Raw genomic sequence first — 22,622 nt, 5'->3', positions numbered from 1 at the left:
GCGCTTACTTCTGCTTCGCCTCGTAGCCCGGCAGCGGCTTGCCGTTCTCATCGAGCTTGCCGCAGGCCCACAGCAGGCCGCGCGCCACGAGGTCGAGGTACACTGGAGACTGCATCGTTTCATTGCCATGCCCCAGCGTGGTGCCGAAGACCTTGGCCTTGCCGTATTCGTTCACCCAGATCACGTTGTGGTCCTTCTTGGTGTCTTCGCCGTAGGCCTTTGCCAGGGGAACGAAATGCTCCCAGAGCTTTTCGTTCTTGTAGAGTTCATCCTTGGCATCGAGCCACTCGGCGGGAAAGCCCTTCATCACCGGGTGCCCTTCAGCAATGTTTTTCACGTGCAGATCGCGGTTCTTCTCATGGCTCATGGAGGTCTGGCCCACGCACTTGCGCCATTCATCGGTCTTGGCAGCGCGGTAGCTGTGGGTGGAGCAGTGCAGCATCACCGCCGGCACGCCGTCGTGGTGCGCCTTGGCGATCCGCTCCACAAACGCCACGTCCTCGATCGCTCCAAAGCATTCGTTGTGCAGGACCACATCATACCCCTGGGCCCAGTTTTCCTTCTCGTAGATCGAGATCTTGTGGCTCTTGTCCTTCTTTCCCTCCGGCCCTTCCTCATGCACGATCGTGAATTCCACGTTCGCGCGTGAGCTCAGCCCCTCGCTGAGGATGAGCTTTTGGTTTTCATAGTCATGGCAGCACCCGCCGGTGACCATCAGGACCTTCAGCGGTTTTACCTCCGTGTTCGGTGCGGCGACGGCAAACAGGCAGGCGATGGAAAACAGGGAGATGAGGAGGGGGCGCATGGCGGCGGGGTCGGGTTGGGTGGCCGAGTATGCGCGGTTTCCGCCACCTGTCTTGCACGAATCTTGTGCTGCACTGGTTCTACCTTGCCTGAGGCATAGGATATTTGTTAAAAGGAGCCGGAAATTTCTTTTATGCGAATCTGGTTCTTTTTTCTCGCCTCCACCCTCGTTTGTTTCGGACAGTCCGCGCCGCCCCCGGGATCTGAGGCGGAAAAGTACCATCTCATGCTGCTGAAGCGCCCCCAGCCTGGGCTGGTGTACGACAGGTTCTACTCCGCCTGGATGGAAACAGGCACTGCCGAGTCTCTGGCGGCCTTTCTAGCAGGCAGGGCCAGCACGGCCGCAGATCTGCTCCTGCTGGCGATTTTTCATGACCAGCGCGGCAACGAAGCCGAGGCCCTCAAAGCCTACACCGCCGCCTTGGAGCGCGACGGCTCAAACACACGCGCCTGGCTGCAGCGCGCCAAGCTGGAGGCGCGCATGATGAACTTCGAGACCGCGCTGAAATCTCTCGCCTCCGCTGACAAGGGGGCGGCAGACGGAGAAATGGGCCGCGAGATTGGCCAGTTGCGCGGTCGCTGGCTGCTGCGCACGGGCAAGCCGGAGGCGGCGTTGCAGGCGTGGCGGGATTTGCTCAAGGCCAGCGCGGATGACGAGGATCTGGTTGAAGAGGTGGTGGAACTCCAGCTCGATGAAGGCCTCTTTGTCGAGGCCGAGGCGCAGATGCTCGCGCTCATCTCCAAGACCAAGGACGCCTATGCCAAAGTCGTGCGCCAGCTTCGTCTGGCGGAGATCCAGCTCCGTGCCTCCAAGAAAGAGGCCGCCCTGGCCATGATGACGGGCACGCTTGCAAACACCGGACAGGGTACCTGGATCGAAAGCGAAGTGCTGGCCCAGGTCGAGGCTGTGTTCCGCCGGGACGAGAACCTCAGCGGCCTGGTGAAGGAGCTGGAAAAACTGCAGGCTGCCCACCCCCAGCGCACCGCGTTGGAGCGCCAGCGGGCGCGTCTGCTGGCGGAGCTTGGCGAAAAAGACAAGTCGCTGGCAGCATACGCTTCCCTGCTGCAAAAAACTCCCGGTCAGCGCGATCTGCGCGAGAGCTACCTCGATCTGCTCGCTCGCTTCGAGAAGTATAAGGATGCCATCGACCAGACCCATGTCCTGCTGGAACAGTCCCCGGACGACCGTGAACTGCTCATCCGTCTGGCCACGCTTCAGGAAAGTGCCAAGGACAAGCCCGCATCGAAGGCCACCCTCGAAAAATTCCTCGCCGCAAAAGGGGCCGCTGAGTTCGATCATCTCCGCGTGGCACGACTGTATGAAAGCTGGGACCGTGCTGAAGACGCCACACAGGCCTACGAGCGCATGGTGGCTGCTTTCCCGGACAGCGCTGCTGCAAAGGAAGCCCAGGCTCATTACCTCCACCGCAGCGGTCGGCGGGACGCCGCTCTCGCCATCTGGCGGGCGCTGGCAAAAAACGGCGATCTTCCCCAGGTCATGGCCGTGGGCCAGGCGCTCATGACCCGCCTCGAATCACAGGCGGCCTTGGAGGTATTGCAGCAGCGCCAGGCGGAGTTCGCGGGAGACGATCGTTTTCTAGGTTTGCTGATCAATGCGGCGCTCAGCGTCAAAAAGCCGGTCGAGGCCATCCCATGGGCGCTGGCTCGCGTCCGGGCCACCACGGATGTCAACTTTCTGGATGATGCTCTGCGCCAGGTCATCCTCTGCCTGAATGCGGACGAAGCCAGGTTTGCAGAGACTCTCTCTGCGCTGCAAAAAGCCTCCCCGACGGTTCAGGAGCGCGTTCTGCTTGCCGCTCTTCTTGAAGAAAAGCAGGACCGCATGGGCGCGGAAAAAACGCTGCGGGAAATTCCCGCCGAACACGCGTTCGCGGCACAGACCCGTCTTTTAAAGCTCATGGAGTCACGCCAGGACTGGCTGCGGGCTTCCGCCGAGGCGGAAAAACTCATCGCCATGCCGCAGGGCAGGACCTCGACCAACCTGCAGCGCCTCGTGGATCTGGCCGAACGTTCGGGCAAGCCGGATCAGGCGCTGAAATGGGTTGCCGACTGGAAGACGCTTTCCCCCGGCTCCTCTTCTCCATGGCTGCGGGAGGCAAATCTGCTGCAGCTTGATGGCAAAAGGCGCGAGGCCCTGAAGGTCCTGCAGTCTGCTGCACGGAAATTTGAAGATGATGAGGCTGTGGCGGATGCTCTCGCCGCCGCTTACACCGAGTTGGGCCAGATGAGCGATGCGGAAAAGATCTATCTCTCGCTGTTTGAAAAGAAGGACAAGCCTGAGGACAAAATGCGCTGGGTCGGCACCCTTGCTCGTCTGGCCAATGATCGCGGGCAGTTGAAGGCTCTCACCGAGAAGTTCGTCGAGCGCCAGCACACCAATCGTGCAGACGCCGCGCCCTGGCTGGCTTTGGCGGAGATCTATCGCGTGGCCGGCCATACCTCAGACCAGGAGCGCGCCCTGCGCGAGGCCCTGCGTCTTCGTCCTGAAGACGTCAACCTCGCCATGCAGATCGCACGCACAGAGCTGGAAATGGGCCAGTGGAAGCGTGCCATCGAGGATCTGCAGCGCGTCGCCACACGGGCCAAAGGCGGGCGCGTGCAGCAGATGATCGCATCCATCCAGATCGAATACGGAGACGCAAATGCCGGCTACCGCATGCTGTATGAACTCGCGGGTGGTGCCCAGATGGATGTCGATGACGCGATCACTCTCGCCAAAAGCATGTCGGCCCAGCAGGACTGGCCGAGGGTCGTCAATTTCCTGGAGCCGCTGCTGCGTCGCTTTCCGGAGGATTACCGGCTTGGGTACATTCAGGCGGTCGCAGTGGAGGAGTCGGGCAAGGGGGATGCCGCCGCCTCGCTCTTCCTCCGCTTGATGAGCCAGACGCAGGAGCTCCCATCGGTGCTCTCCGCCGGCAAGACCAATGCGGTGAACCAGCTCCAGCCGGAGCGCACCGAAAAGAACATCCCCAAGGGTTATGAAGAGCTGTCCCGTTTGACAGGTTCTGGCTCCTTTTACCAGGCTTACAACTATCGTTCAAACTCGTTCCGTGTGTCCGGTCAGAACGTCAAGGCAGTGGTGGCTCCAGCCAACCTGGGCCAGCTCAGGGCCATGACTCTCGCTCATCTGGTCAGCGTCATGAAAGGGGAGGCCGCGCAGAAGCAAAAAGCTTGGATCGTGGAAGCCGAGCGTGCGGGTGTTCCCGGGGCTCGATACCTCGATGCGCTCGAAATAGACCAGTACTTCAACTTGCGTGAAAGTGCTGACGCCCTGGAAAAACATCCCGACGACGACGGCTTGCTCGCCTGGATCGTCGGAAATTCTGAAAACGTCCCCTTCGAAACTGCCGCGAAAGCTTTCGCGCGTTTCAAGTCCACGCACATGCCGCTGTGCTTCCAGGCCGCCCTCAAGGCTGTGCGTGCAGACGCCGGTCGCGGCGCACCTCTTCTCACCGAAGCCATGGATCTTTTTGACAAAACACCTGCGGACGAGCAGAAAAAATTCGGTGTGGTAGACTACTACCTGCGCAGCATGATCGGCGGCGGTCAGAGCATGCGGGAAGAGGAAGCCGCGGGTGAACTCCCTGCGTCGCTGCGCAGCCGTATCTTGACCCTTGTCCTGAAAAACCTGGACCACACTTATGAAGGTCCTCAGCAGCAGAAGCTGTACCAGTCTGGCCTGCCTTTTGAAGCCAATGCCTGCCGCACCCAGGAGGCATGGAAAGAGTTCGCAGCCCTTCTCGAGCGTGAGGTGCGGTATTGGGCGGAGCACGAGCCGACCCGCCAGCAATGGGCGAAATACACGGCCCAGTTTCGGCAGCGCAGCCGCGGGCCTGCCAGCGATTTGATCTCCCGCCTGCCTTTCCCCGCCGGAACCCAGCTGCCTTCCACCCTGGTGCTCTACTTCGGGCGCAAGGACATCTACAATCCTCGTGAAGACGACAAGCTCGAGCCCGAGCCTGAAGAATATGCCGGGTTGAAGCCCTTCATCGCCGGTTTCAAAACGCCCGCCTTGCGCGCGGTGCTGTATTACAAGGCCGGAGATGTGGCCCAGGTGGAAAAGGAAATCACTCAGATCCTCGCGGCTTCAGATCCCAGCGTGGATGATCTCCTGCTCGCCGCCTCCTGGTACAGCGTTGAGGAAAAATACGACCGTGTGGCCGCACTGCTCATGCGGGCCTCCCCCATGAACGTTCCCCTCAGCGTCCGCCCCGCCTTTGACACCGCCGTCGTGCATGCGGCGCTCAAGTTAAAGCCGCAGCCGGGCAGTCCGCTTCTCGAACCCGCTCAGATGGCGCTGCGCCGCCTTCGCAGCACTCTTGTCAGTGTCCCGCAGAAGGAGGAGCTCGTCACCGCCATGAAATCCCTCAGCATGCAGGATGAAGCAGAGCAGTGGTCCCGCATCGCCATGGTGGCTCCTCTTCAGTCCACCACACGCTCTCAGCCCTATGTCTCCACTTCCAGCATCGATACCAACAAGCTGAAAACACTTCTCGCAGGCGGCGATGACGAAGCCATCCTCAAGGAGGCTGTGGTCCAGCTGCGCCGTGCGCTGGCCTATTCCGCAAACGGCAATGGCAGCTACGCTTCCAGCCGCGCCAAGGAGATCATCCGCCTGGTCTCCAGGCCCGGCATGTCAGCAAAAATTCGCGCGGTGTTTGACCCCGGCGAGAGCGCTTCGGTCTCAAAGTTGTACGAGCAGGCGCAGTTCTTGATGCTCATCGAGCAAAAACTGGACGCCATCAAAGTGCTGGAAAAGATCATGGAGGCCAATCCCAAGCACTTCGAGTCTCGTCTCCATCTGTGCGCCTTGGTTGCCTCCACCGATTCGGCGCGGGCGGTAAAACTGCTGTTGGAAGTCCCCCTTGCCGCCTACCAGCAAAGCGCTGTCGGCAATCAGATTGCCGACATGCTGCGCCGGGACGACTCTGTTTCCTTTGATGGGCGCATGAACATCATCGCCGCGCTGACGGGCATGCTGGACTCCCTGCCTCCCGGCCCTGGCATCAAAGGCTTGGAATGGATGATCGATCTTCCCGCCATCATGGCCAATCAGACCTACCGCGCTCCCCGGCTGGTCCATCTCTACTCCCGACCAGGAGCGTCCCACGAGGACGACGAGGACCGCTTCCTGCCCGCGTCTTCTCCCGAAGCCATGAAGCGTCGCGAAGTGCATGACGCCCTGTGCCGTGCACTGATGAAGCACCCCGCGCTGGCAGAAGAAGGCTTCCGCCGTTTTGCCTGCCTCGCCATCCATGATGGAAATAAAATCGAAGACCTGGCCGCCTCTGCCCGTCGTCTGCTCGAGGAGGCCAGGAGTTCTTCCAGCGGCAGACGGTCGGGCTCTCTATCCCGCCGGTACAATTTTTATCAGGAAGTCACCGGTTTGTGGGCTCCTTCGCCCGCAGAATTTCTTTTCTGGAAAGCCTGGAAGGATAACCAGCCGGAGCGTGTGGAGCAGGAGATCATGCCGCTGGCCTCAGGCGCTCTGGACAGCGCACAGACCAGCCTCCTGCGGGCGCAGTGGAATGTCTGGTCCTGCAAGCCCGAGGAGTTCGTTCAAAAGGCAAAGACTTTTTTCACCACGGTCAGCGGGCGGGGATCCTCCGGCTACGGCAACGATCCCTATTTGGTCTGGCTGGTTGACCGCTGGGAGGAACGCGGCATTGCGGGCACTCCGTTGGATGAGTTGATGGCCGGCAGCTTGAAGCAGTCGCGCAATTTTGGTGAAGGCTACGCCACCTCTCACTACCTCGCCGCGCGCCGCAGGCTGCGCCCCGACGCGGCTGTGGGGCCCTTTCTTCTCCAGGTCATCACCGGAGCTCTGGGCTCCAATCAGAGCTCCTGGGCCAAAAACATGAGCTCCACCATTGATGCACGCTACGGCCGTGGCGGTTCTTTGAGCAATCCCTCGGCCTACACCCTCCTCCAGATCATCGACAGCTTGATCCGCAAGCCCGCTACCTTCGGCGCGGGTCTGCAGATGGCCAGTCTCGTCGGAGCCGTCGAAAATCCCAACTGGACGCGCAATGTCGGCTACAACATGACCGCGGTCGTGAAGTCCCCCGAGCATACGCTCTCCGGTTTGGAGGCCCTCGGCTGGCTTGGCGCCCCCGAAGAGGTCATCCTCCCCAATGATCCCAGCTGCCTTCAAGTGCTCTTCCTCAAAAAGGTGCGCGAAAATCGCGACTCCATGGCCGGTTTGCGCGTCAAGCTCGCGGCCATGAAGCAGCGCACCTTTGGGGTGGAGCTGTGTGAGGCCTTCGTTCAGGACGCTCCCGGCGGCCCCCTCACGGCTCTGGTGAAACGTCGCGCGGCAGATGTGGCGAAGATCCCGGTGAAAAGCGGCCCTGCCTTCATCAGCCTGCTCAAGACTCAGATCCCCGCGCTTGGCCAGCCCGCCACTGCCGATCCCGCCTTGGTGAAGGCCCTCGATCCTCTTCTCGGAGCCGAACGCCAGAAAGCCGGCGAAGAGGTCGACAAATGGATCGCTGCCACCCGCACCGAAGATGTTCACAGCGATCCCAGCAGCTACGCGGAAAAGGTTAAAGACATCCTGAAGTCGCTCATCCCCGGCGACATGGACAAGGCGCAAAAACTGTTTCTCCACGCCTGCGAGCTGATGGAAGTCAAGATTCGTAGCGGCGGATGGAATGGCTACTCAGGTGCCAACGCCTGGACCAGCCGCTCCAACATTCTGGACGAGTTGAAAAAGGAGTGGCCCAAGCCCGAAACCATGGCCTTCGCCATGCGCCTCTGCCATGAGGACACCACGGGCAGTCTTTCCTCGGACGGCTGGGCAGCCAACAGCGGCTATGGCCAGGTGCTGGTGGAAATCTGGCGCAACAACGGCGGTGCCGCCGCCATGGGGCGCGGTATTGACGCCATGCTGGCGCGCACGGCGGAGGTCATGCAGGACACGCCGCACACCCTCATGCCTCTGGCCTTCTTCGATTTTTATCAAAGGCTGCCTCAGAGCCTGCGCGTGCCCGCCATGAAGTATGCAGCCAAGATGCCCGCGTCCCACCCGCAGTTCGCACTTGGCCGGGAGCTCGACTTCGCCGGTCGCTTCTTCCTCAGCACAGATTCGCAGTCGCGCCAGAATGTCGCCGCTCAAAAAGCCGTCGAAGAACTCGGGGGCATTCAGCCCGCGTGGGAGCACCACCGCACCCTGCTCCGTGCGGACAAGGCCAATCCACGCGTGCGTCAGGCCCTCGTGCATTTCCTTTCCTACTGGTCTCATGACGAAATCGACCCCGAGTGCGCGAGGCTCGGTGCCGCTGCGGCCCTTGTGTCCATGAAGCAGAAAGACTGCATCCACGGCTATCAGTACGGCTGGATCCTTCGCGCCTTCAATCTTCTCCCGGTGGACGATGCCTGGCTGGCGGACGCTCAGCAGCACTGGGATGCCTGGCAGTCCCGCGTCGTCAACGGTGGCACGAGCAGATACGAACCCTGTGACTGGGTCATCAACAGCATGCTGCGCATGACTGCTCGCTCCGGCAAGGATGACTGGATGCGCGAGATGCTGCGCCGCTTTCATCACACCTTCAGCAATGAGCAGTCCGGCATTGTCAGTCTCATGCTCGGCGGCCAGCCGAAGCTCGCCGCAGAACATTTCAAATCCGAATGGCGCGGCTTTTTGATGGACCCGCAAAAGGAGCTGCTTTGGAGCAAGGAGATCGTAGACAATCTCCCCGCGTTCAAGGAAGCCTGTGGCGACCCCGGTCTCGCCTTGCTTGGCGAGCTCTACCTCTCCTACATCAAGGATCCCTCCAAGACCGAGCAGGCCTCCATCCCCCGCTTCAAGGGCAGGGACGATCGTTTCATCGACATCGCCAAGCGTCTCAAGGACACCAAGTTTTCCGATGAAGAGATGCGCAAGGACTGCGTCGAAATCCTCTGCAACGTTTACGGTGCCGCGGACGCCATTCGCGATGTCGTGGATGAAGTCGCCGCCAAGACCAACATCGAAGCAATCGGTGCCATGGATCAAACCTGGGAGCACTGGCGCCAGCTCAAGCCCCTTCAGTTCTCATGCGGTTGGAAAGCCGCGCATGGGGATCTCAAACCCGCCCTCGCCGCTTACGATCGCGCTCTTGCTGTCCACTCCAGCCAGAGCTACCTCCAGCGCTCCGTCCTGAAGGAATCCGGCTGGGGCCCCACCTGGGTGGCCAACTGGCACTGGGTCCGTGAATCCGAGGCCGGACGCGTGCCGGACATCCGTGGGCTTCTCCCTTTCCACGATTACGTGATCTCCAAAACTCCCGCCGACATGCGCGACGACCATGTGTCCGACTGCGTCAGCCAGAAATGGTTCATTCACCTCGCTTTGAACGAGCCCGAGGTGTTTGCTTCCTGGCGCAAAGGTCTCAAGGAGGAGGACCGCCGCGATCTCAAAAAGCGCGTCATCGATGACTGGGATATCTGGACCTTCGTCCGCCAGTATTCCGGCACTCAGAAAAAGATGCGCCTCACTCCCGAGGAGCGCGCCGGGTTGGTGGCCGCTGTGGCAAAGGACGAATGGTGCGTCGCCAAATATCCCGCCGCCGGTCCCGGCATTCCAAACCTCGTCGCGGACGTCGTGCAGAAGAGCACCATATTTAAACCGGACGAACTCGCACTCGTCGCCCCTCAGATCGCCACAGCCCTGCCACGCATGGGACGCACCGCCGGCGAAGCTGGCGACCTCCTCTCCGCCAATGGCAAAAACGATGCTGCCGTTCCTCTCTTCGCCCTGGCCTTTGAGCAAGCCAGAAAAGAAAACGAAAAGGACTACAACCTCGCCGCGGGCTACGCCGTCAAGCAGGCCGAAATCCTGGAGCGCACCGGCAAGAAGCCCGAGGCCCTGCAAGTGCTGAAGTCCCTCGAAGAGAAGCGCCTGGGCGGAGGTGTTAAAAAAACCGTCGAGACTGCCATCACTCGGCTTTCCAAGTAAACCCAAGCAAAGCCTTGTCTTAAACGTCTTGCTCTGGTAAAACCCATTCAATTCCGCACCCCATGCCTGCTCACGATCGAATCCTCGCGTTTCTGTCTGCTGTGAAAGCCCGTCTGGATCTCGCCTGGCTCGTCCGGGCCTTCAGCGGTTCGCTGTTGGTCGTCGGCACCGGGCTCAGCCTTTGGTGCCTTGTCTGGGTGCTGCAAGGTTATGCGGTACCCTCCACCGGCTACCTTGCCGCGGCGGTCGCTCTGCCCGTCATCGCCTTCGTCGCCTGGCAGTTCGGGCGTGCCTCCCAGCGCAAGGCAGCACGTGCCGCCGATGTGTTTTTCAATCTGAAGGACGCCATCAGCTCCCACCTCGGTTTCAGCGATGAGCATCGCGAAGGCGACTTCATCGCCCTCCAGGCCGAGGCCACCGCCGTCCGTGTGCAAGCCCTCTCACCGCGCAGCATTCCTGTTCAGTGGCCCCGGCGTGTGCTCACCATCGCCGGTGTTCTGCTCCTGTCCTGCTTCGTCATGGGTTTCAAAAAGAACTCCCCCATCGTCGTCGAACGCCTCGCGCTTGAAACAGAGACCGCCTTGAAGAGCGACGAGATTAACAAGGAGCTCGAAAAGCAGGTTGAGGAGCTGCTCAAATCCGCCAGCGAAGACGAGAAGGAACTCCTCCATCCCGACGAATGGCGGAAGTGGGTCAAAGAACTGCGCGAGACCAAAGACCGCAAGGAGGCCATGCGCCAATACGCCGAGCTTGAACGCAAGATCGCCGAAGCCGCCCAAAAGCTCAGCCAGCGCGAAACCGAGCAACTTCTTGCCAAAGCCGCGCAGGAGATGAAGCAAAACGCCGAGCTCAGGCCCATCTCCAAATCCCTCGAAGAGCAAAACTACCGCCACGCCGCCGAGCAGCTAAAGCAGATGAAGCTCACGGCCGACGTCCGCAAACCTGACGAAGCCCAGAAGGAACTCGCCAAGCTCAAATCCGCCGCCCAGCGCATGGCCTCCGCTGCCCGCAATTTCCAGCAGCGCACCGGCCAGCAGGGAAATCAGGGGAAGGGGAATCAATCGCAGTCCAGCCAGAATCAGAACTCTCAGCAGAGCGGTCAGAATCAGCAGCAGTCTCAGGGCCAGCAAGGCAGCCAGGGTCAGCAAAGCATGGACCAGCAGATGACCGCCCTCGAGCAGTCCGTGCAAAATCTGGAACAACAGCTCCAGCAGCAGCAACAGAATCCCAATCAAAATCAAAGCCAGTGCCAGAACTGCCAGAACCAGGCCAATCAAGCCCTGCAAAGCCTCTGCCAGAGCATGTGCCAGTCCTCCGCAAAGCGTGATGTGATGAAGAAACTCCTCTCGCTCGGCCAGTGCACCAGCAAATGCCAGGGCTTCATGTGCGACAAAGAATGCCAAAGTCTCAAGGCCTGCCTCAAGCCTGGCAAAAAAGCCGGTTCAGCCACCGTCGAAAGCCGTCGCTCTGAAAGCGAAGCCACCCAGGACAATGGCAATCGCGATCAGCTCACCGGCCAGAAAGGCAGCGGCCCCAGCAACACCAGCATCGAGTCCGCAGACAGCGGCACCGGTCGCGCCACCCGCACCGCCACCCTCCAGGAAAAAGCCTTCCAGCGTCAGGTCGAAAGTTTCATCCAGCGCGAAGACGTGCCCGCCGAAGTCAAAGAAGGCGTGAAGGAATACTTCAAAGGCATCCAGCAGGTCGGCGATGAAAAAGCCGCAACACCTGCAGCCAAGTAAAGCTGACTCTGAGAGGTCGCTTCTTTGTTCGTCATTTCTCCCAATCTATCCACATGCCTGATACACCCGCTTCCGTCGTTCACTTCAAAGAGACTTTCGAAAAACTCCGAGCCGAAGTTTCCAAATTCATCGTCGGACAGCAGGACATCATCGAGCAGGTATTGAGCGCCGTGATCTGCGGCGGTCACGTCCTCCTCGAAGGCGTCCCCGGCCTCGGCAAGACCGCTTTGGTCAACACCCTCGCCAAAGCCCTCCATCTCAAATTCCAGCGCATCCAGTTCACCCCCGATCTTCTCCCCGCCGACATCGTCGGCACCCAGATCCTCGTCGAACGCGCTGGCCAGAAAGTCTTCGAGTTCCAGCCCGGCCCCGTCTTCTGCAACGTCCTGCTCGCAGATGAAATCAACCGCGCCACTCCCAAGACCCAGTCCGCCCTGCTTGAAACCATGCAGGAAAAGCGCGTCACCGTCGCCGGCACTTCGCACAATCTCGGCTCGCCCTTCTTCGTGCTCGCCACGCAGAATCCCATCGAGCAGGACGGCACTTATCCTCTCCCCGAAGCCCAGCTCGACCGCTTCTTCTTCAAGCTCTTCGTTCCCGTCCCGAGCCACGGCGACTTCATCGAAATCCTCAACCGTACCGGCGGCAAATCGACACCCGAAATCAATGCCGTCGCCACCGGCGATGACATCCTGCAAATGGGCCAGGTCGTCCGCGAAGTCCCTCTCGAAGCCAGCGTGCAGGACTACCTCGTCAAAATCGTCCGCGCCACCCACCCCACCGATGCAAATTCAACGGACCGCGTGAAAAAATACGTGCGCCACGGCTCCTCTCCTCGCGGTGCTCAGACCATCCTCGCCGCAGCCCGCGTTCGCGCGCTCCTCGATGGCCGCTATCACGTCGCCCGCGAGGACATCGCCAAAGCCGCCACTCCCGCTCTCCGCCACCGCATTCTCCTCTCCTTCGAAGGCGAGGCCGAAGGCGTCAAGACCGACGAAGTCATCGCCGATGTGATCGAAAAGGTGAAGGCATGACGCTCACCGATCCAGCCTTCATCCGCCGCCTCGAATCGCTCTACTTGCTCGCGCGCAAGATCCTGGGTGGTTCGTTGCAGTCGGATCGTCGCAGCACCAAAAAAGGCGCGGGTATCACCTTCGCCGACTACGCCCAGTACTCTCTCGGCGATGACTACCGCAGCATCGACTGGCGCATCTACGCCAAGTTCGAGTCCCTCCTCATCAAGCTCTTCGAACTCGAAGAAGACGCCACCATCTACCTCCTCATCGACTGCAGCCCGTCCATGGCTTCGAAGCACGCTTACGCCAAGCAGCTCACCGCCGCCCTCGGCTACATCGCGCTCAATACCCTTGACCGCCTCGCCGTCTATGGCCTCGCTGATCGCCTGCAGCCTTTGTTCGAGCCAAGCCGCGGCCGCAATCAAGTCATCCCTTTTCTCCGCTCTCTCGAAGCCGCACAAACCTTCGGCGGCAACACCGACCTCAACGCCTGCGCCCGCGAGTTCGAAGCACGCCATCGCCGCAAAGGCCTCGTCTGCGTCATCTCAGATTTCCTTCTCCCCGGCGGCTACGAAGAAGGCCTCAGCCGCCTCCAATGGCACAAGCACGAAGTCTTCTGTCTTCAGACCCTCGACGACAACGATCTCCGCTGTGAGTGGAAAGGGGACGTCACCCTCGAGTGCGTCGAAACCGGCCGCAGCGAGCGCGTCACCATCTCCCCTCGCGAGGCCAAGCTCTACGAAGACGCCATCACCGAATGGAACACCGGCCTGAAGCAAACCTGCGCCAAGCGCGGCCTCGGCTTCCTCTCCACCAATACCGACGTTTCGTTTGAAGCCGTCATCACCGATCTCCTGCGTCGCGGAGGTCTCGTCACATGACGCTTCTCGCTCCAGCATTTCTCTGGACGCTCGCGGCCCTCGCACCGCTGGCCGCCATCTATTTCCTCAAGGTCCGGCCGCGCAAAAAGCCCGTCACCGCCTTCTTCCTCTGGCAGAAAATCTTCACCGAGAAAAAAGCCTCCGCTCTCTTCAAGCGCCTGCGCGATGTCTTCTCTCTCCTCCTCATGGCCCTCGCCTTCGCCGCCATCGCCTTCGCCTTGGCAGAGCCGGACTTCGCCGGAGATGAACGCAAAGACCTCCTCATCGTCGTCGATCACTCCGCCTCGATGTCAGCCAAAGACGGTGCCACCACGCGCCTCGAAAAAGCCAAGAAGCGCGCCCGCGATCTCATCGCCGGCATGAACGGCACTCAGCGCGCTGCCGTCGCCTCTTTCGCCGAAGTCACCCGCATCCTCGAGCATCCTACGCGCCATCGCAAAGCCCTGCTCGAAGCCGTCGATGCCATCCAACCCACCGAACTGCCCTCCCGCGTCGAAGCCCTCCGCGCTCTGCAACCCGGCGACGAATGGATGAAGGACACCCGCGTCCTCCTCATCACCGATGGCTGCCTCGATCTCCCCGACCGCCTGCCCAATCTCGAAGTCCTGCGCATCACCGACTCCGCCAAAAACATCGGCATTGCTCGCGCCGATCTCCGCAGCGTTCCCGGCGGCCCCGCACGCCTCGGCCTCTTCATCCTCCCCGTTTCCTCCTTCACCGAACCCGTTAAGACCGACATCACTCTCACTCATGTCGATTCCAATCGCATGGTGAAGATCATCCCCGTCACATTGACTCCCGGCGAAAATCCCGCCATCACCCTCACGCTCGATGACGCTCCCACCGGCCGCTGGAAAGCCTCGCTCGGTCTCGAAGACTCCTTGGAAAGCGACAACACCGCCTACCTCTACGTCCCGCCACGTCAGCCCGTGCCCGTCGCCGTTTTGGCCGACGATCCCTTCTTCTTCCAAAACGCCGTCAGCGCCTTCGAGCGCAGTGATCAGCTCCTCTCCCTCGCGCAAGACTCCAAGACCGCGCAACTCATGCTCAGCAAAGGCAAAGTCCCTGCCGACATCAGCACCGTCGTCTTCCAGCCCTCGGGCGCATCCACCGTGTGGTCCAATGTCGGCGCTGAAATCGCCGCACCCGTTCCCAAAGTCCTCGCCAAAGATCATCCTCTCCTTCGCTATCTCGATGCCGAGACCATGACCTTCGCCGGCGCCCGACAAATTACCGCTCCCACCGGTGCCGTCGTTCTCGTCGCCGATGAATCCGGCCCGCCGCTGATCTACCTCATGCGCCAGGGTGCACAGACCGTCTGCGTCGTAAATCTCGATCCCCTCGCCGCGCAGTTCTACCTCAGCGCCTGGTTCCCCGTCCTCATCCACAACGCCGCCGCCCACCTCACCCATCGCGAGGACATGCCGCCCGCCACGCTTGCCACCGGCTCCTCCGCCCGCGTTCCCGGCCGCGCCGATCCCACACCCTTCGGCCCCATGCTCACCACCGGCTTCCACGAAGCCGACTCCTGGACCTTCGCCACCTCCCTCGTCTCCCCCGAAGAAAGCCTCCTGAAAAACGACACGCTCAAAGAAAGCGTCAAACCCATCGCCAGCGGCGAAGCCCCCAGCTACTGGCTCCTCGTCCTCGCCCTCGGCGTCCTCGTCACCGAGTCCATCCTCTACGACAGGAGGAAAGTCGGATGAGTGCCGAGTTTGACATTCACACCGGATCAGAGCAATCTTTGCCCCATGGTCACAGGTCCGGACGCTCTCCGCAAAGTGCGCTTGAATCAGCGCAATCCTACCTATCTGGAATTTCTTGCCCAGATGGAGCGGAACCATCCGGAGAACGCGAAACTCTACGCCGAGTTCAGACGCAGGCACTTGTTGGATCCTCAAGACAAGCCGGGTACCATTTCTCTTTCGGCGCACCTTGTGAATGGCGTGACCGGCTAGGCTCCACGGAGATCGCTTTTGGTCGTGAGCACCGCACGTGGAAGCACCCTGACTTTAGTCGGATCTACAAATACACTTATCCGAATCAGTTTGGACGCACTGCTTTCTATGGCAGCGGTGGCCTAGGGAGCACGGATGCTCTGCCATTTGAATACCTGACTCGAATGGCCTTGCACAACAAGGTCTTTGGTGACGACGTGATCATTGAGGTCACATTTGATGACGAGCAGGGCCTCGTGATTGTGGTGATTTCACAAACATTCATTCTGGGTGATCATCCAGCTCAGAAGCTGATTGATGCCTACATGACGGCGGAAGGATTTGTGAAGACACGATCAAACGACTGGTATCGTGTCGATGACGATCTGGCGGTCTTTGATGCGCACCCAGGAAATTTCATTGCTACGCCGGACGGTCAGGTGGTGCCCATTGACCTTGTCCCGATTCGCCATCCCGACCCAGACCACCTTTTCATGATGGGGGTGCGCCAGCCATGAGCTTCACCACCTTCACCCCTCTCCTCTGGCTCCTCATCCTCCTCGCCGCAGGCTGGGGCTACTGGCGCTCTCTCGTTGACCGCCCCACTGGCCTCAAAGCCACCTCCTTCGCTCTCCGCATCCTCGGCGTCGTGCTCCTCGCGCTCGCCCTCTGCCAGCCCTATGCCGGCGAAGAAACCGACGAAGCCCACGTCGTCTTCCTTGTGGACGTCTCCCAGTCCGTCGATCTCGAATCCGCCAAAGACGCCCTCAAACAAATCGATGCTGGCATCAAAGCCCTCCGCCCGCAGGACACCCATTCCCTCTTCGCCATGGCCAATGGCCTGCGCGACAAGAAGCTCCCCGACTTCACCAAGATGCTCGAGGACTGGACCAAAGGCGTCGCCGATGATGCCTTCCGTTCTCACACCCGCCTCGGCGACTCCCTCCTCGCCGCCCGCCTCGCATTCCCCGCCGGCAAAGCCAAACGCCTCATCGTTTTCAGCGATGGCATCGACACCGAGAACGGCGTGGACACCTCCCTCGAACAACTCCAGCGCGAAGGCGTGGACGTCAAATTCGCCACCCTCAAAACCTTGAGCGAACCCGAGGCCGCCCTCGTCGCTCTTGAGAGCACCTCCCCCTTCGCCTTCCACGGTGAAGTCCTCCGCCTCACCGCGCGCGTCATCGCCAATCAGCCCATGAACACCCGTGTGCGCCTTCTCAATAAAGGCGTCGCCGTTCAGGAAAAAACCGTCGCTCTCAAGCCCGGCGAAGATGCCAAAGTCTGGTTCGATACCGAGATGACCACCCCCGGCCCCAGCGTCTGGAGCGCTGAGATCGTCCCCGAGCGTGATCATTTCCCCATCAACAACCAGGCCACCACTACCATCACCGTCCGTGGCAAGCCGCGCATCCTCGTCATCCATCAGGACGAGAAAAAAATGCGCCCCTTCATCCGCTCGCTCAAAGAGCAGGATTTCGATGTCGATCTCCGCGGCAAACGCGGCCTGCCCGAAGGCATGGAAGACATGCTCTCCTTCGATGCCATCGTGCTCGCCAACATCTCCGCCACCGACATGACCCCGCGCCAGATGAGCCTTCTGCGCAGTTACGTCTCCGACTTCGGCGGCGGTCTCTTCATGACCGGCAGCGAAAATAGCTTCGGCCTCGGCGGCTACTACAAATCCCCCGTCGAAGAAGTGCTCCCGCTCGTTTCCCGCTTCGAAAAAGAAAAAGAAAAGCCCTCTCTCGCCATGGCCTTGGTCATCGACAAAAGCGGCTCCATGTCTGGCCTGCCTTTGCAAATGGCACGACAGGCCGCCAAGAGCGCCGCCGAACTTCTCGGCCCGCAGGATCAGATCGCCGTCGTCGCCTTCGATGGCGATGCCCAGATCATCTGCGAAATGACTCCCGCTTCACAACAAGGCACCATCCAGGCCGCCATCGACTCCATCGCCGAAGGCGGCGGCACCTTCATGTACACCGGCATGGTCGCCGCCAAAGACATGCTGGAGCGCACCACCGCCAAAGTGAAGCACATGATCTGCCTCACCGATGGTCAGACGCAGGAGGCCGATCACATGGGCCTCGTCCAGCAGCTTGTCGACAGCGGCGTCACCGTCTCCACCGTCGGCCTCGGCGAAGGCGCGGCGCGCGAACTCCTCGCGCAAATCGCCGAAGCAGGGAAGGGGCGCTATTACGAAAGCAACGACCCCGCCACCCTCCCGCAGATCTTCACCAAGGAAACCACCCAAGCCTCGAAGAGCGCCGTGCAGGAAGGCGTCTTCACCCACATCGGCATCACCGAGCACCCCATGCTCGCCGGCTACGAAGCCGAAGGCCTCCCCGTCGTCCTCGGTTATGTCATGACCGAAGCCAAGCCCGCCGCCCAGGTTCTCCTCGGCGCGGAGAATGGCGATCCTCTCCTCGCTGTCGGCCGTTTCGGTCTCGGCATCGGCCTCGCCTACACCGGCGATCTCACCGAAGTCTGGGGCGGCGAATGGCTCGCCTGGGACGGCTGCGGCCGCTTCTGGGCCCAGGTCCTGCGCGGTGCCTTGCGCAAAGCAGACGTCGAAGGCATGGAATCTCGCGGCGAAATCCGCGACGGCGCATGGATCATGAAAATCGACCGCCGCAGCGACGATGGCACGCCCGTCTCCGGCATCCATTGGGCCGCCCAGTCGCTCGACGAAAATGGCAATACGCAGGACGTCACCATTCGCGAAACCGGCCTCGGTCGTTACGAAGCCCGCATTCCCATCGGCACCCGCAAGCACCTCAGCCTCCGCATGCACGACCGCGATCACGACAAGCTGGAAGTAAAACACTACCACGCCCCCTATCCCGCCGAATACCGCCTCAATGGCAAAACACCCGAGAGCCTCGCCGCCCTCGCCAAATACGACACCGCCACCATCACCGCCGGACTCTTGCCTGCAAAGCAGCTTCAGCCCGTCGGCCACTGGTTCGCCTGGAGCGCCCTCGGCATGCTGCTCGGTGGCATCTTGCTCCGTCGAATTTGAGTGGAGCGCCGCCAATTCGTCGCCATAGGGTGCGGCTCTCATGAAAATCGTTCTTCTCGACGCCCACACCGCAAACCCCGGCGACCTCTCCTGGCAGCCTCTCGAAGCCATCGCCCCGTGTGAAGTGCACCCCCGCACCCCGCTTGATCAAACCGTGGCCCGCTGCTCCGGTGCCGAGATCGTCATCACGAATAAAGCTCCTCTCACCCGCGAAATCATCGCCGCACTCCCCGATCTCAAATACATCGGCGTCACCGCCACTGGCTTCAATGTGGTCGATGTCGTCGCCGCCAAAGAGCGTGGCATCATCGTTACCAACGTCCCCGGTTACAGCACGCCCGCCGTCGCCCAGCACGTCATCGCCCTCATGCTGGAAATGACCAACCACGTCGGCCACGCCGCGCAGAGCGTCGCCGATGGCGGCTGGGTGAAATGCCCCGACTTCTGCTACTACGACCATCCCATTATCGAGCTCTCCGGCCGCACCCTCGGCATCATCGGCTATGGCGAAATCGGCAGCGCCGTCGCCCGCATCGCCGTCGCCTTCGGCATGAAAGTCCTCGCCTCCAAGCGCACCTGGAAAGAGCCGCCTCCCGCCGGCGTCACCGCCGCCGAAATCGACGACATCTTCCGCCAGTCCGACGTCATCAGCCTCCACTGCCCCCTCACCGATGCCACCAAGCACCTCGTCGGCGAACGCACTCTCGGCCTCATGAAGCCCACCGCCATGATCATCAACACTGGCCGTGGCCCCCTCGTCGATGAACCCGCCCTCGCCAAAGCCCTCAACGAAGGCCGCATCGCCGGCGCCGGCCTCGACGTCCTCTCCGTCGAACCCGCCAAAGCCGACAACCCTCTCCTCACCGCCAAAAACTGCCTCGTCACCCCCCACGTCGCCTGGGCCAGCCGCGAATCCCGCTCCCGCCTCATCGACATCACCGCCGCCAACCTCCAAGCCTTCCTCGCAGGCAAACCGGTGAACGTGGTGAATGGGTGATCCATCCCAAATCGAATGAACTCATCCCCGCCATCGGATTTGTCCCCTGAGTATCACGGGCCTGATCGCATCAGGTTCGAATCACTGCGCAACGACATCCAGGTGGGCTTGGATCAAATCGCACGCAACGAGGTCGTGACAGATTTTGATGTGGATGAATTCCTGCGTCAGATGAAGTCTAAAAACGCTGCTGTCCAAAGCAGCGCTCCCTCTCCACGCCACTGACGTACATGGCTCCCGGTTACTCTTCGGGGAACCGTAGCGCAGCGGAGATAGACTGCCGAAGGCAGCCCGGAAGGCGAACGCAGTGAGTCAAAGGGTTGGGGTGAGGGGACAACGCTTCCCCTTCGCCATCAGGGCTGGCCCTCTGTGCAGCTCACGGCCTCTTGCAGCAGCAGCGGCTGCACAAACATCAGCCGAAACCGATTCCCGGGATTCAGCCGGTCAAGCCTCTTCCTGTCAGCCTTCCGCTCCTCCAAAGTCATCGGCAGAGCCATCGGCTCATTCTCCAACCTCAAACGCTGCACCTACAAAAGCGGTTCCTCTGTCAGCACAGCGTTCGATTTTGGAATCATAATCAAATCACAGCGCCGCGATAATCGCCTCGCCGATCTCCTTCGTGTTCACCTTCTTCGTACCAGGCGCGTTGCTGAAGATGTCCCCGGTCCGCAGCCCGTCATCGATCACCTTCTTCACCGCCGACTCAATGCTCGCCGCTTCCTTCTCCAGGCCCAGCGCAAAACGCAGCAGCAGCGCCACCGAAAGAATCTGCGCGATCGGATTCGCGATGCCCATGCCCGCAATGTCCGGGGCCGTGCCACCGGAAGGCTCAAACAGACCGAAATAGAGGCCATCGCCCTTCGGCTTGCCCAGGCTCGCACTCGCCAGCATGCCCAGCGATCCCGCGATCATCGCCATCTCATCGCTGAGGATGTCGCCAAACAGGTTCTCCGTCACCAGCACGTCAAAGCTGCGTGGCGCCTTGATCAGCTGCATCGCCGCATTGTCCACATACAGGTGCGCCAGCGTCACATCAGGATATTCCTTCGCCACTTCCACCATCGTCTCGCGCCACAGCACGGAGTTCGTCAGCACGTTCGCCTTGTCCACGCTCGTCACATGCTTGCGGCGCAGCTGCGCAGCCTTGAACGCCACATGTGCGATGCGCACGATCTCGCTCTTCTTATAAACCATCGTGTCGATCACCTCGATGTCGCCATCCGGAAGCGTCGTGCGGCTTTTCGGCTGGCCGAAGTACATGCCGCCCGTCAGTTCGCGCACGCACAGCACATCAAATCCGCCTTCCACCAAATCCGGACGGATCGGCGAGGAGGAAGTCAGCGCCGGGTAGCAGATCCCCGGACGCAGATTCGCAAACAGCCCAAAGTGCTTGCGCAGCGGCAGCAGCGCACCGCGTTCCGGCTGCTCATTTGGCGGCAGCTTCTCCCATTTCGGACCACCCACGGAGCCAAACAAAATCGCATCGCTCGCCTCACAAGCCGCCACCGTTTCCGCTGGCAGCGCCTTGCCCACCGCATCGATCGCCGCACCACCCACAAGCTGATGGTTATAAGAAAAAGAAAGGCCAGAGCGGGCCGCAACGGCATCAAGAACTTTGAGCGCCTCAGCCATGACTTCAGGGCCGATGCCATCACCTGGGAGAACTGCGAGTTTGTACGTACGTGACATAAATAGATGGGTAGGGAAGGGGGGGCTTCCAGTGCATCCAAATCCCCCCCCTGGCAAGTCCCCGCCCCAAATTATGAAAATTCCAAAAATCGCCTCTTCAACCTTCCGGCTCTGCCCAACCACTGCAAACAATCGCAAACCACCGCCAACGATGGCAAACCTCCCCTGCCGGCCAACCATCGCCAACAACCGCAAACTCTCTTAAACTTCCCCTTGCCAAAGAAGCCATCTATGGTTCCTTCGCGGCCCCACATCCCAGAATATCACCACGCCAGACAAGTTGTCCGGCCATTCTTAAAGAACCATGAGCGAAGCAACCACCATCGATTCCACCTCCTTCAAGATCCACGAAAAAGACACCGGCAGCGCCGACGTCCAGGTGGCCCTCTTGACGAAGCGGATCAACGCTCTGACGCAGCACCTCGCCGCGCATGAGAAAGATCATTCCACACGTCGCGGCCTCCTTCAGATGGTTGCACGTCGTCGCAAGCTTCTTGACTACCTCAAGCTGACCGCCAACGAGCGCTATTTAAAGCTGCTCAAGAGCCTCGGTCTCCGCCGCTAGCAGAATTTCAAAAGGGGGGTGATGTCTCGCACATCGCCCCCTTTTTTCTGTTTCTGGCTTCCTCACGCATGTCGGCTCAGCCGATGTTCATGCTGCTTGGTGCGCACTGACGTACCTCCGCCGGGCCGAAGCCTGGAATCTTAATTTCCCCAAAACCAAACAAACAACACACGCCAACCTATGGCCATCCATACCCAAAAAATCCAGCTCGGTGCTGGAACCCTCGAAATCGAAACCGGCAAGTTTGCCAAGCTCGCTGACGGCGCCGTCACCGTCCGCATGGGCGATACCATCGTCCTCGTCACCGCTGTCTCCGCCACGAAAGTGAAGGACGGCCAGGACTTCTTCCCCCTCTCCGTCGAGTACAAGGAAAAAGCCTCAGCTGCAGGCCGCTTCCCTGGTGGTTACTTCAAGCGCGAAGGCCGCCCCACGGAAAAGGAAATCCTCACCTGCCGCATGACGGACCGCCCTCTGCGCCCGCTCTTCCCGAAAGGCTACTACTACGACACCCAGGTCGTCGCCATCCTCCTCAGCGCTGACGGCGAAAACGATCCGGACATCTGCGCCATGAACGGCGCCTCCGCCGCTCTTTGCGTTTCCGACATCCCCTTCGCGGGCCCAGTCGGTGCCGTCCGTATCGGCCGCATCAATGGCGAGTTCATCATCAATCCTACTCAGGACCAGCGCCTCGACAGCGACCTCGACCTCGTGTACGTCGGCAACAAGACCGACGTCATCATGATCGAAGGCGCCGCCAACGAACTCCCTGAAGCCGAGTTCGTCAAAGCCCTCCACTTCGCCCAGGGCGAAGTCGCCAAGATCGTCGCCGCCCAGGAAGAGCTGACCAAGCTCGCCGGCAAGCCCAAGCGCGAAGTTCCTCTCATGCTGGTGAAGGACGAGCTTCTCGAAATCGCCTACGCCGTCGCTGGCGACCGTATCGAAGGCGCTCTCTACACCCCCTCCAAAGTCGCACGCGGCAAAGCCGTCGGCGCTCTCAAGGACGAAGTCGA

12 protein-coding genes and 1 pseudogene are annotated in these 22,622 nt (G+C 60.8%); 11 read left to right on the top strand and 2 right to left on the bottom strand.

Features of this window, described 5'->3' with window-relative positions; genetic code table 11:
* Positions 1 to 4 precede the first annotated feature (4 nt).
* Complete coding sequence (locus ACILSO_RS00065; RefSeq protein WP_395735314.1) at positions 5 to 805, bottom strand: ThuA domain-containing protein; 801 nt, start codon at positions 803 to 805, stop codon at positions 5 to 7.
* Between the two features lie 132 nt (positions 806 to 937).
* Between ACILSO_RS00065 and ACILSO_RS00060 the strand changes: the two genes are divergently transcribed.
* The 9 genes from ACILSO_RS00060 (at position 938) to ACILSO_RS00020 (ending at position 19,358) form a co-directional block, all read left to right on the top strand.
* Positions 938 to 9,763 (top strand): hypothetical protein, encoded by an 8,826-nt coding sequence (locus tag ACILSO_RS00060; protein ID WP_395735313.1) that lies wholly within the window; start codon positions 938 to 940, stop codon positions 9,761 to 9,763.
* 62 nt (positions 9,764 to 9,825) lie between these two features.
* Positions 9,826 to 11,505 carry a hypothetical protein gene (locus ACILSO_RS00055; RefSeq protein ID WP_395735312.1) on the top strand — a complete coding sequence of 560 codons (1,680 nt, stop codon included), beginning with the start codon at positions 9,826 to 9,828 and terminating at the stop codon, positions 11,503 to 11,505.
* A 53-nt stretch (positions 11,506 to 11,558) separates the two neighbouring features.
* Entirely contained in the window at positions 11,559 to 12,539 is a 981-nt protein-coding gene (locus ACILSO_RS00050; RefSeq protein WP_395735311.1) for an AAA family ATPase, read from the top strand.
* Positions 12,536 to 13,402 carry a DUF58 domain-containing protein gene (locus tag ACILSO_RS00045; protein ID WP_395735310.1) on the top strand — a complete coding sequence of 289 codons (867 nt, stop codon included), beginning with the start codon at positions 12,536 to 12,538 and terminating at the stop codon, positions 13,400 to 13,402. The genes ACILSO_RS00050 and ACILSO_RS00045 overlap by 4 nt, the downstream gene beginning before the upstream one ends.
* On the top strand, positions 13,399 to 15,108 hold the full coding sequence (locus ACILSO_RS00040) for a VWA domain-containing protein (RefSeq protein ID WP_395735309.1): 1,710 nt from the start codon (positions 13,399 to 13,401) through the stop codon (positions 15,106 to 15,108). Before ACILSO_RS00045 ends, ACILSO_RS00040 begins: the two co-directional genes overlap by 4 nt.
* A 45-nt stretch (positions 15,109 to 15,153) precedes the next feature.
* On the top strand, positions 15,154 to 15,360 hold the full coding sequence (locus ACILSO_RS00035; protein ID WP_395735714.1) for a hypothetical protein: 207 nt from the start codon (positions 15,154 to 15,156) through the stop codon (positions 15,358 to 15,360).
* 11 nt (positions 15,361 to 15,371) lie between these two features.
* Positions 15,372 to 15,857, top strand: coding sequence for a hypothetical protein (locus ACILSO_RS00030; protein WP_395735709.1), 486 nt, complete (start codon positions 15,372 to 15,374; stop codon positions 15,855 to 15,857).
* Positions 15,854 to 18,361, top strand: coding sequence for a VWA domain-containing protein (locus ACILSO_RS00025; RefSeq protein WP_395735308.1), 2,508 nt, complete (start codon positions 15,854 to 15,856; stop codon positions 18,359 to 18,361). Before ACILSO_RS00030 ends, ACILSO_RS00025 begins: the two co-directional genes overlap by 4 nt.
* 40 nt (positions 18,362 to 18,401) lie before the next feature.
* The gene (locus ACILSO_RS00020; protein WP_395735307.1) at positions 18,402 to 19,358 is read left to right on the top strand and encodes a D-2-hydroxyacid dehydrogenase; all 957 of its coding nucleotides are present in this window, start codon (positions 18,402 to 18,404) and stop codon (positions 19,356 to 19,358) included.
* Between the two features lie 582 nt (positions 19,359 to 19,940).
* Here the strand turns inward: ACILSO_RS00020 and leuB are convergent.
* A complete protein-coding gene (gene leuB, locus ACILSO_RS00015) occupies positions 19,941 to 21,047 on the bottom strand; it encodes a 3-isopropylmalate dehydrogenase (protein WP_395735306.1) in 1,107 nt (368 codons plus the stop codon).
* 304 nt (positions 21,048 to 21,351) lie between these two features.
* Here leuB and rpsO point away from each other — a divergent pair, with 304 nt between their 5' ends.
* Together rpsO and ACILSO_RS00005 are read left to right on the top strand one after the other, a co-directional pair.
* Positions 21,352 to 21,612, top strand: coding sequence for a 30S ribosomal protein S15 (rpsO, locus tag ACILSO_RS00010; protein WP_395735305.1), 261 nt, complete (start codon positions 21,352 to 21,354; stop codon positions 21,610 to 21,612).
* Between the two features lie 180 nt (positions 21,613 to 21,792).
* Positions 21,793 to 22,622: pseudogene (locus ACILSO_RS00005) on the top strand (polyribonucleotide nucleotidyltransferase); the annotation flags it as partial.

The sequence above is a fragment of the Prosthecobacter sp. genome (genome assembly GCF_044226605.1).
In the GTDB taxonomy this organism is placed as follows: Bacteria; Verrucomicrobiota; Verrucomicrobiia; order Verrucomicrobiales; family Verrucomicrobiaceae; genus Prosthecobacter.
This window is presented reverse-complemented; position numbering and strand designations above follow the sequence as displayed.

Coding starts and splice junctions, on each gene's coding strand:
- ACILSO_RS00040 (WP_395735309.1), top strand. CDS start 13,399: ATGACGCTTCTCGCTCCAGCATTTCTCTGGACGCTCGCGGCCCTCGCA.
- ACILSO_RS00020 (WP_395735307.1), top strand. CDS start 18,402: ATGAAAATCGTTCTTCTCGACGCCCACACCGCAAACCCCGGCGACCTC.
- ACILSO_RS00065 (WP_395735314.1), bottom strand. CDS start 805: ATGCGCCCCCTCCTCATCTCCCTGTTTTCCATCGCCTGCCTGTTTGCC.
- rpsO (WP_395735305.1), top strand. CDS start 21,352: ATGAGCGAAGCAACCACCATCGATTCCACCTCCTTCAAGATCCACGAA.
- ACILSO_RS00035 (WP_395735714.1), top strand. CDS start 15,154: ATGGTCACAGGTCCGGACGCTCTCCGCAAAGTGCGCTTGAATCAGCGC.
- ACILSO_RS00060 (WP_395735313.1), top strand. CDS start 938: ATGCGAATCTGGTTCTTTTTTCTCGCCTCCACCCTCGTTTGTTTCGGA.
- ACILSO_RS00055 (WP_395735312.1), top strand. CDS start 9,826: ATGCCTGCTCACGATCGAATCCTCGCGTTTCTGTCTGCTGTGAAAGCC.
- ACILSO_RS00050 (WP_395735311.1), top strand. CDS start 11,559: ATGCCTGATACACCCGCTTCCGTCGTTCACTTCAAAGAGACTTTCGAA.
- ACILSO_RS00025 (WP_395735308.1), top strand. CDS start 15,854: ATGAGCTTCACCACCTTCACCCCTCTCCTCTGGCTCCTCATCCTCCTC.
- leuB (WP_395735306.1), bottom strand. CDS start 21,047: ATGTCACGTACGTACAAACTCGCAGTTCTCCCAGGTGATGGCATCGGC.
- ACILSO_RS00045 (WP_395735310.1), top strand. CDS start 12,536: ATGACGCTCACCGATCCAGCCTTCATCCGCCGCCTCGAATCGCTCTAC.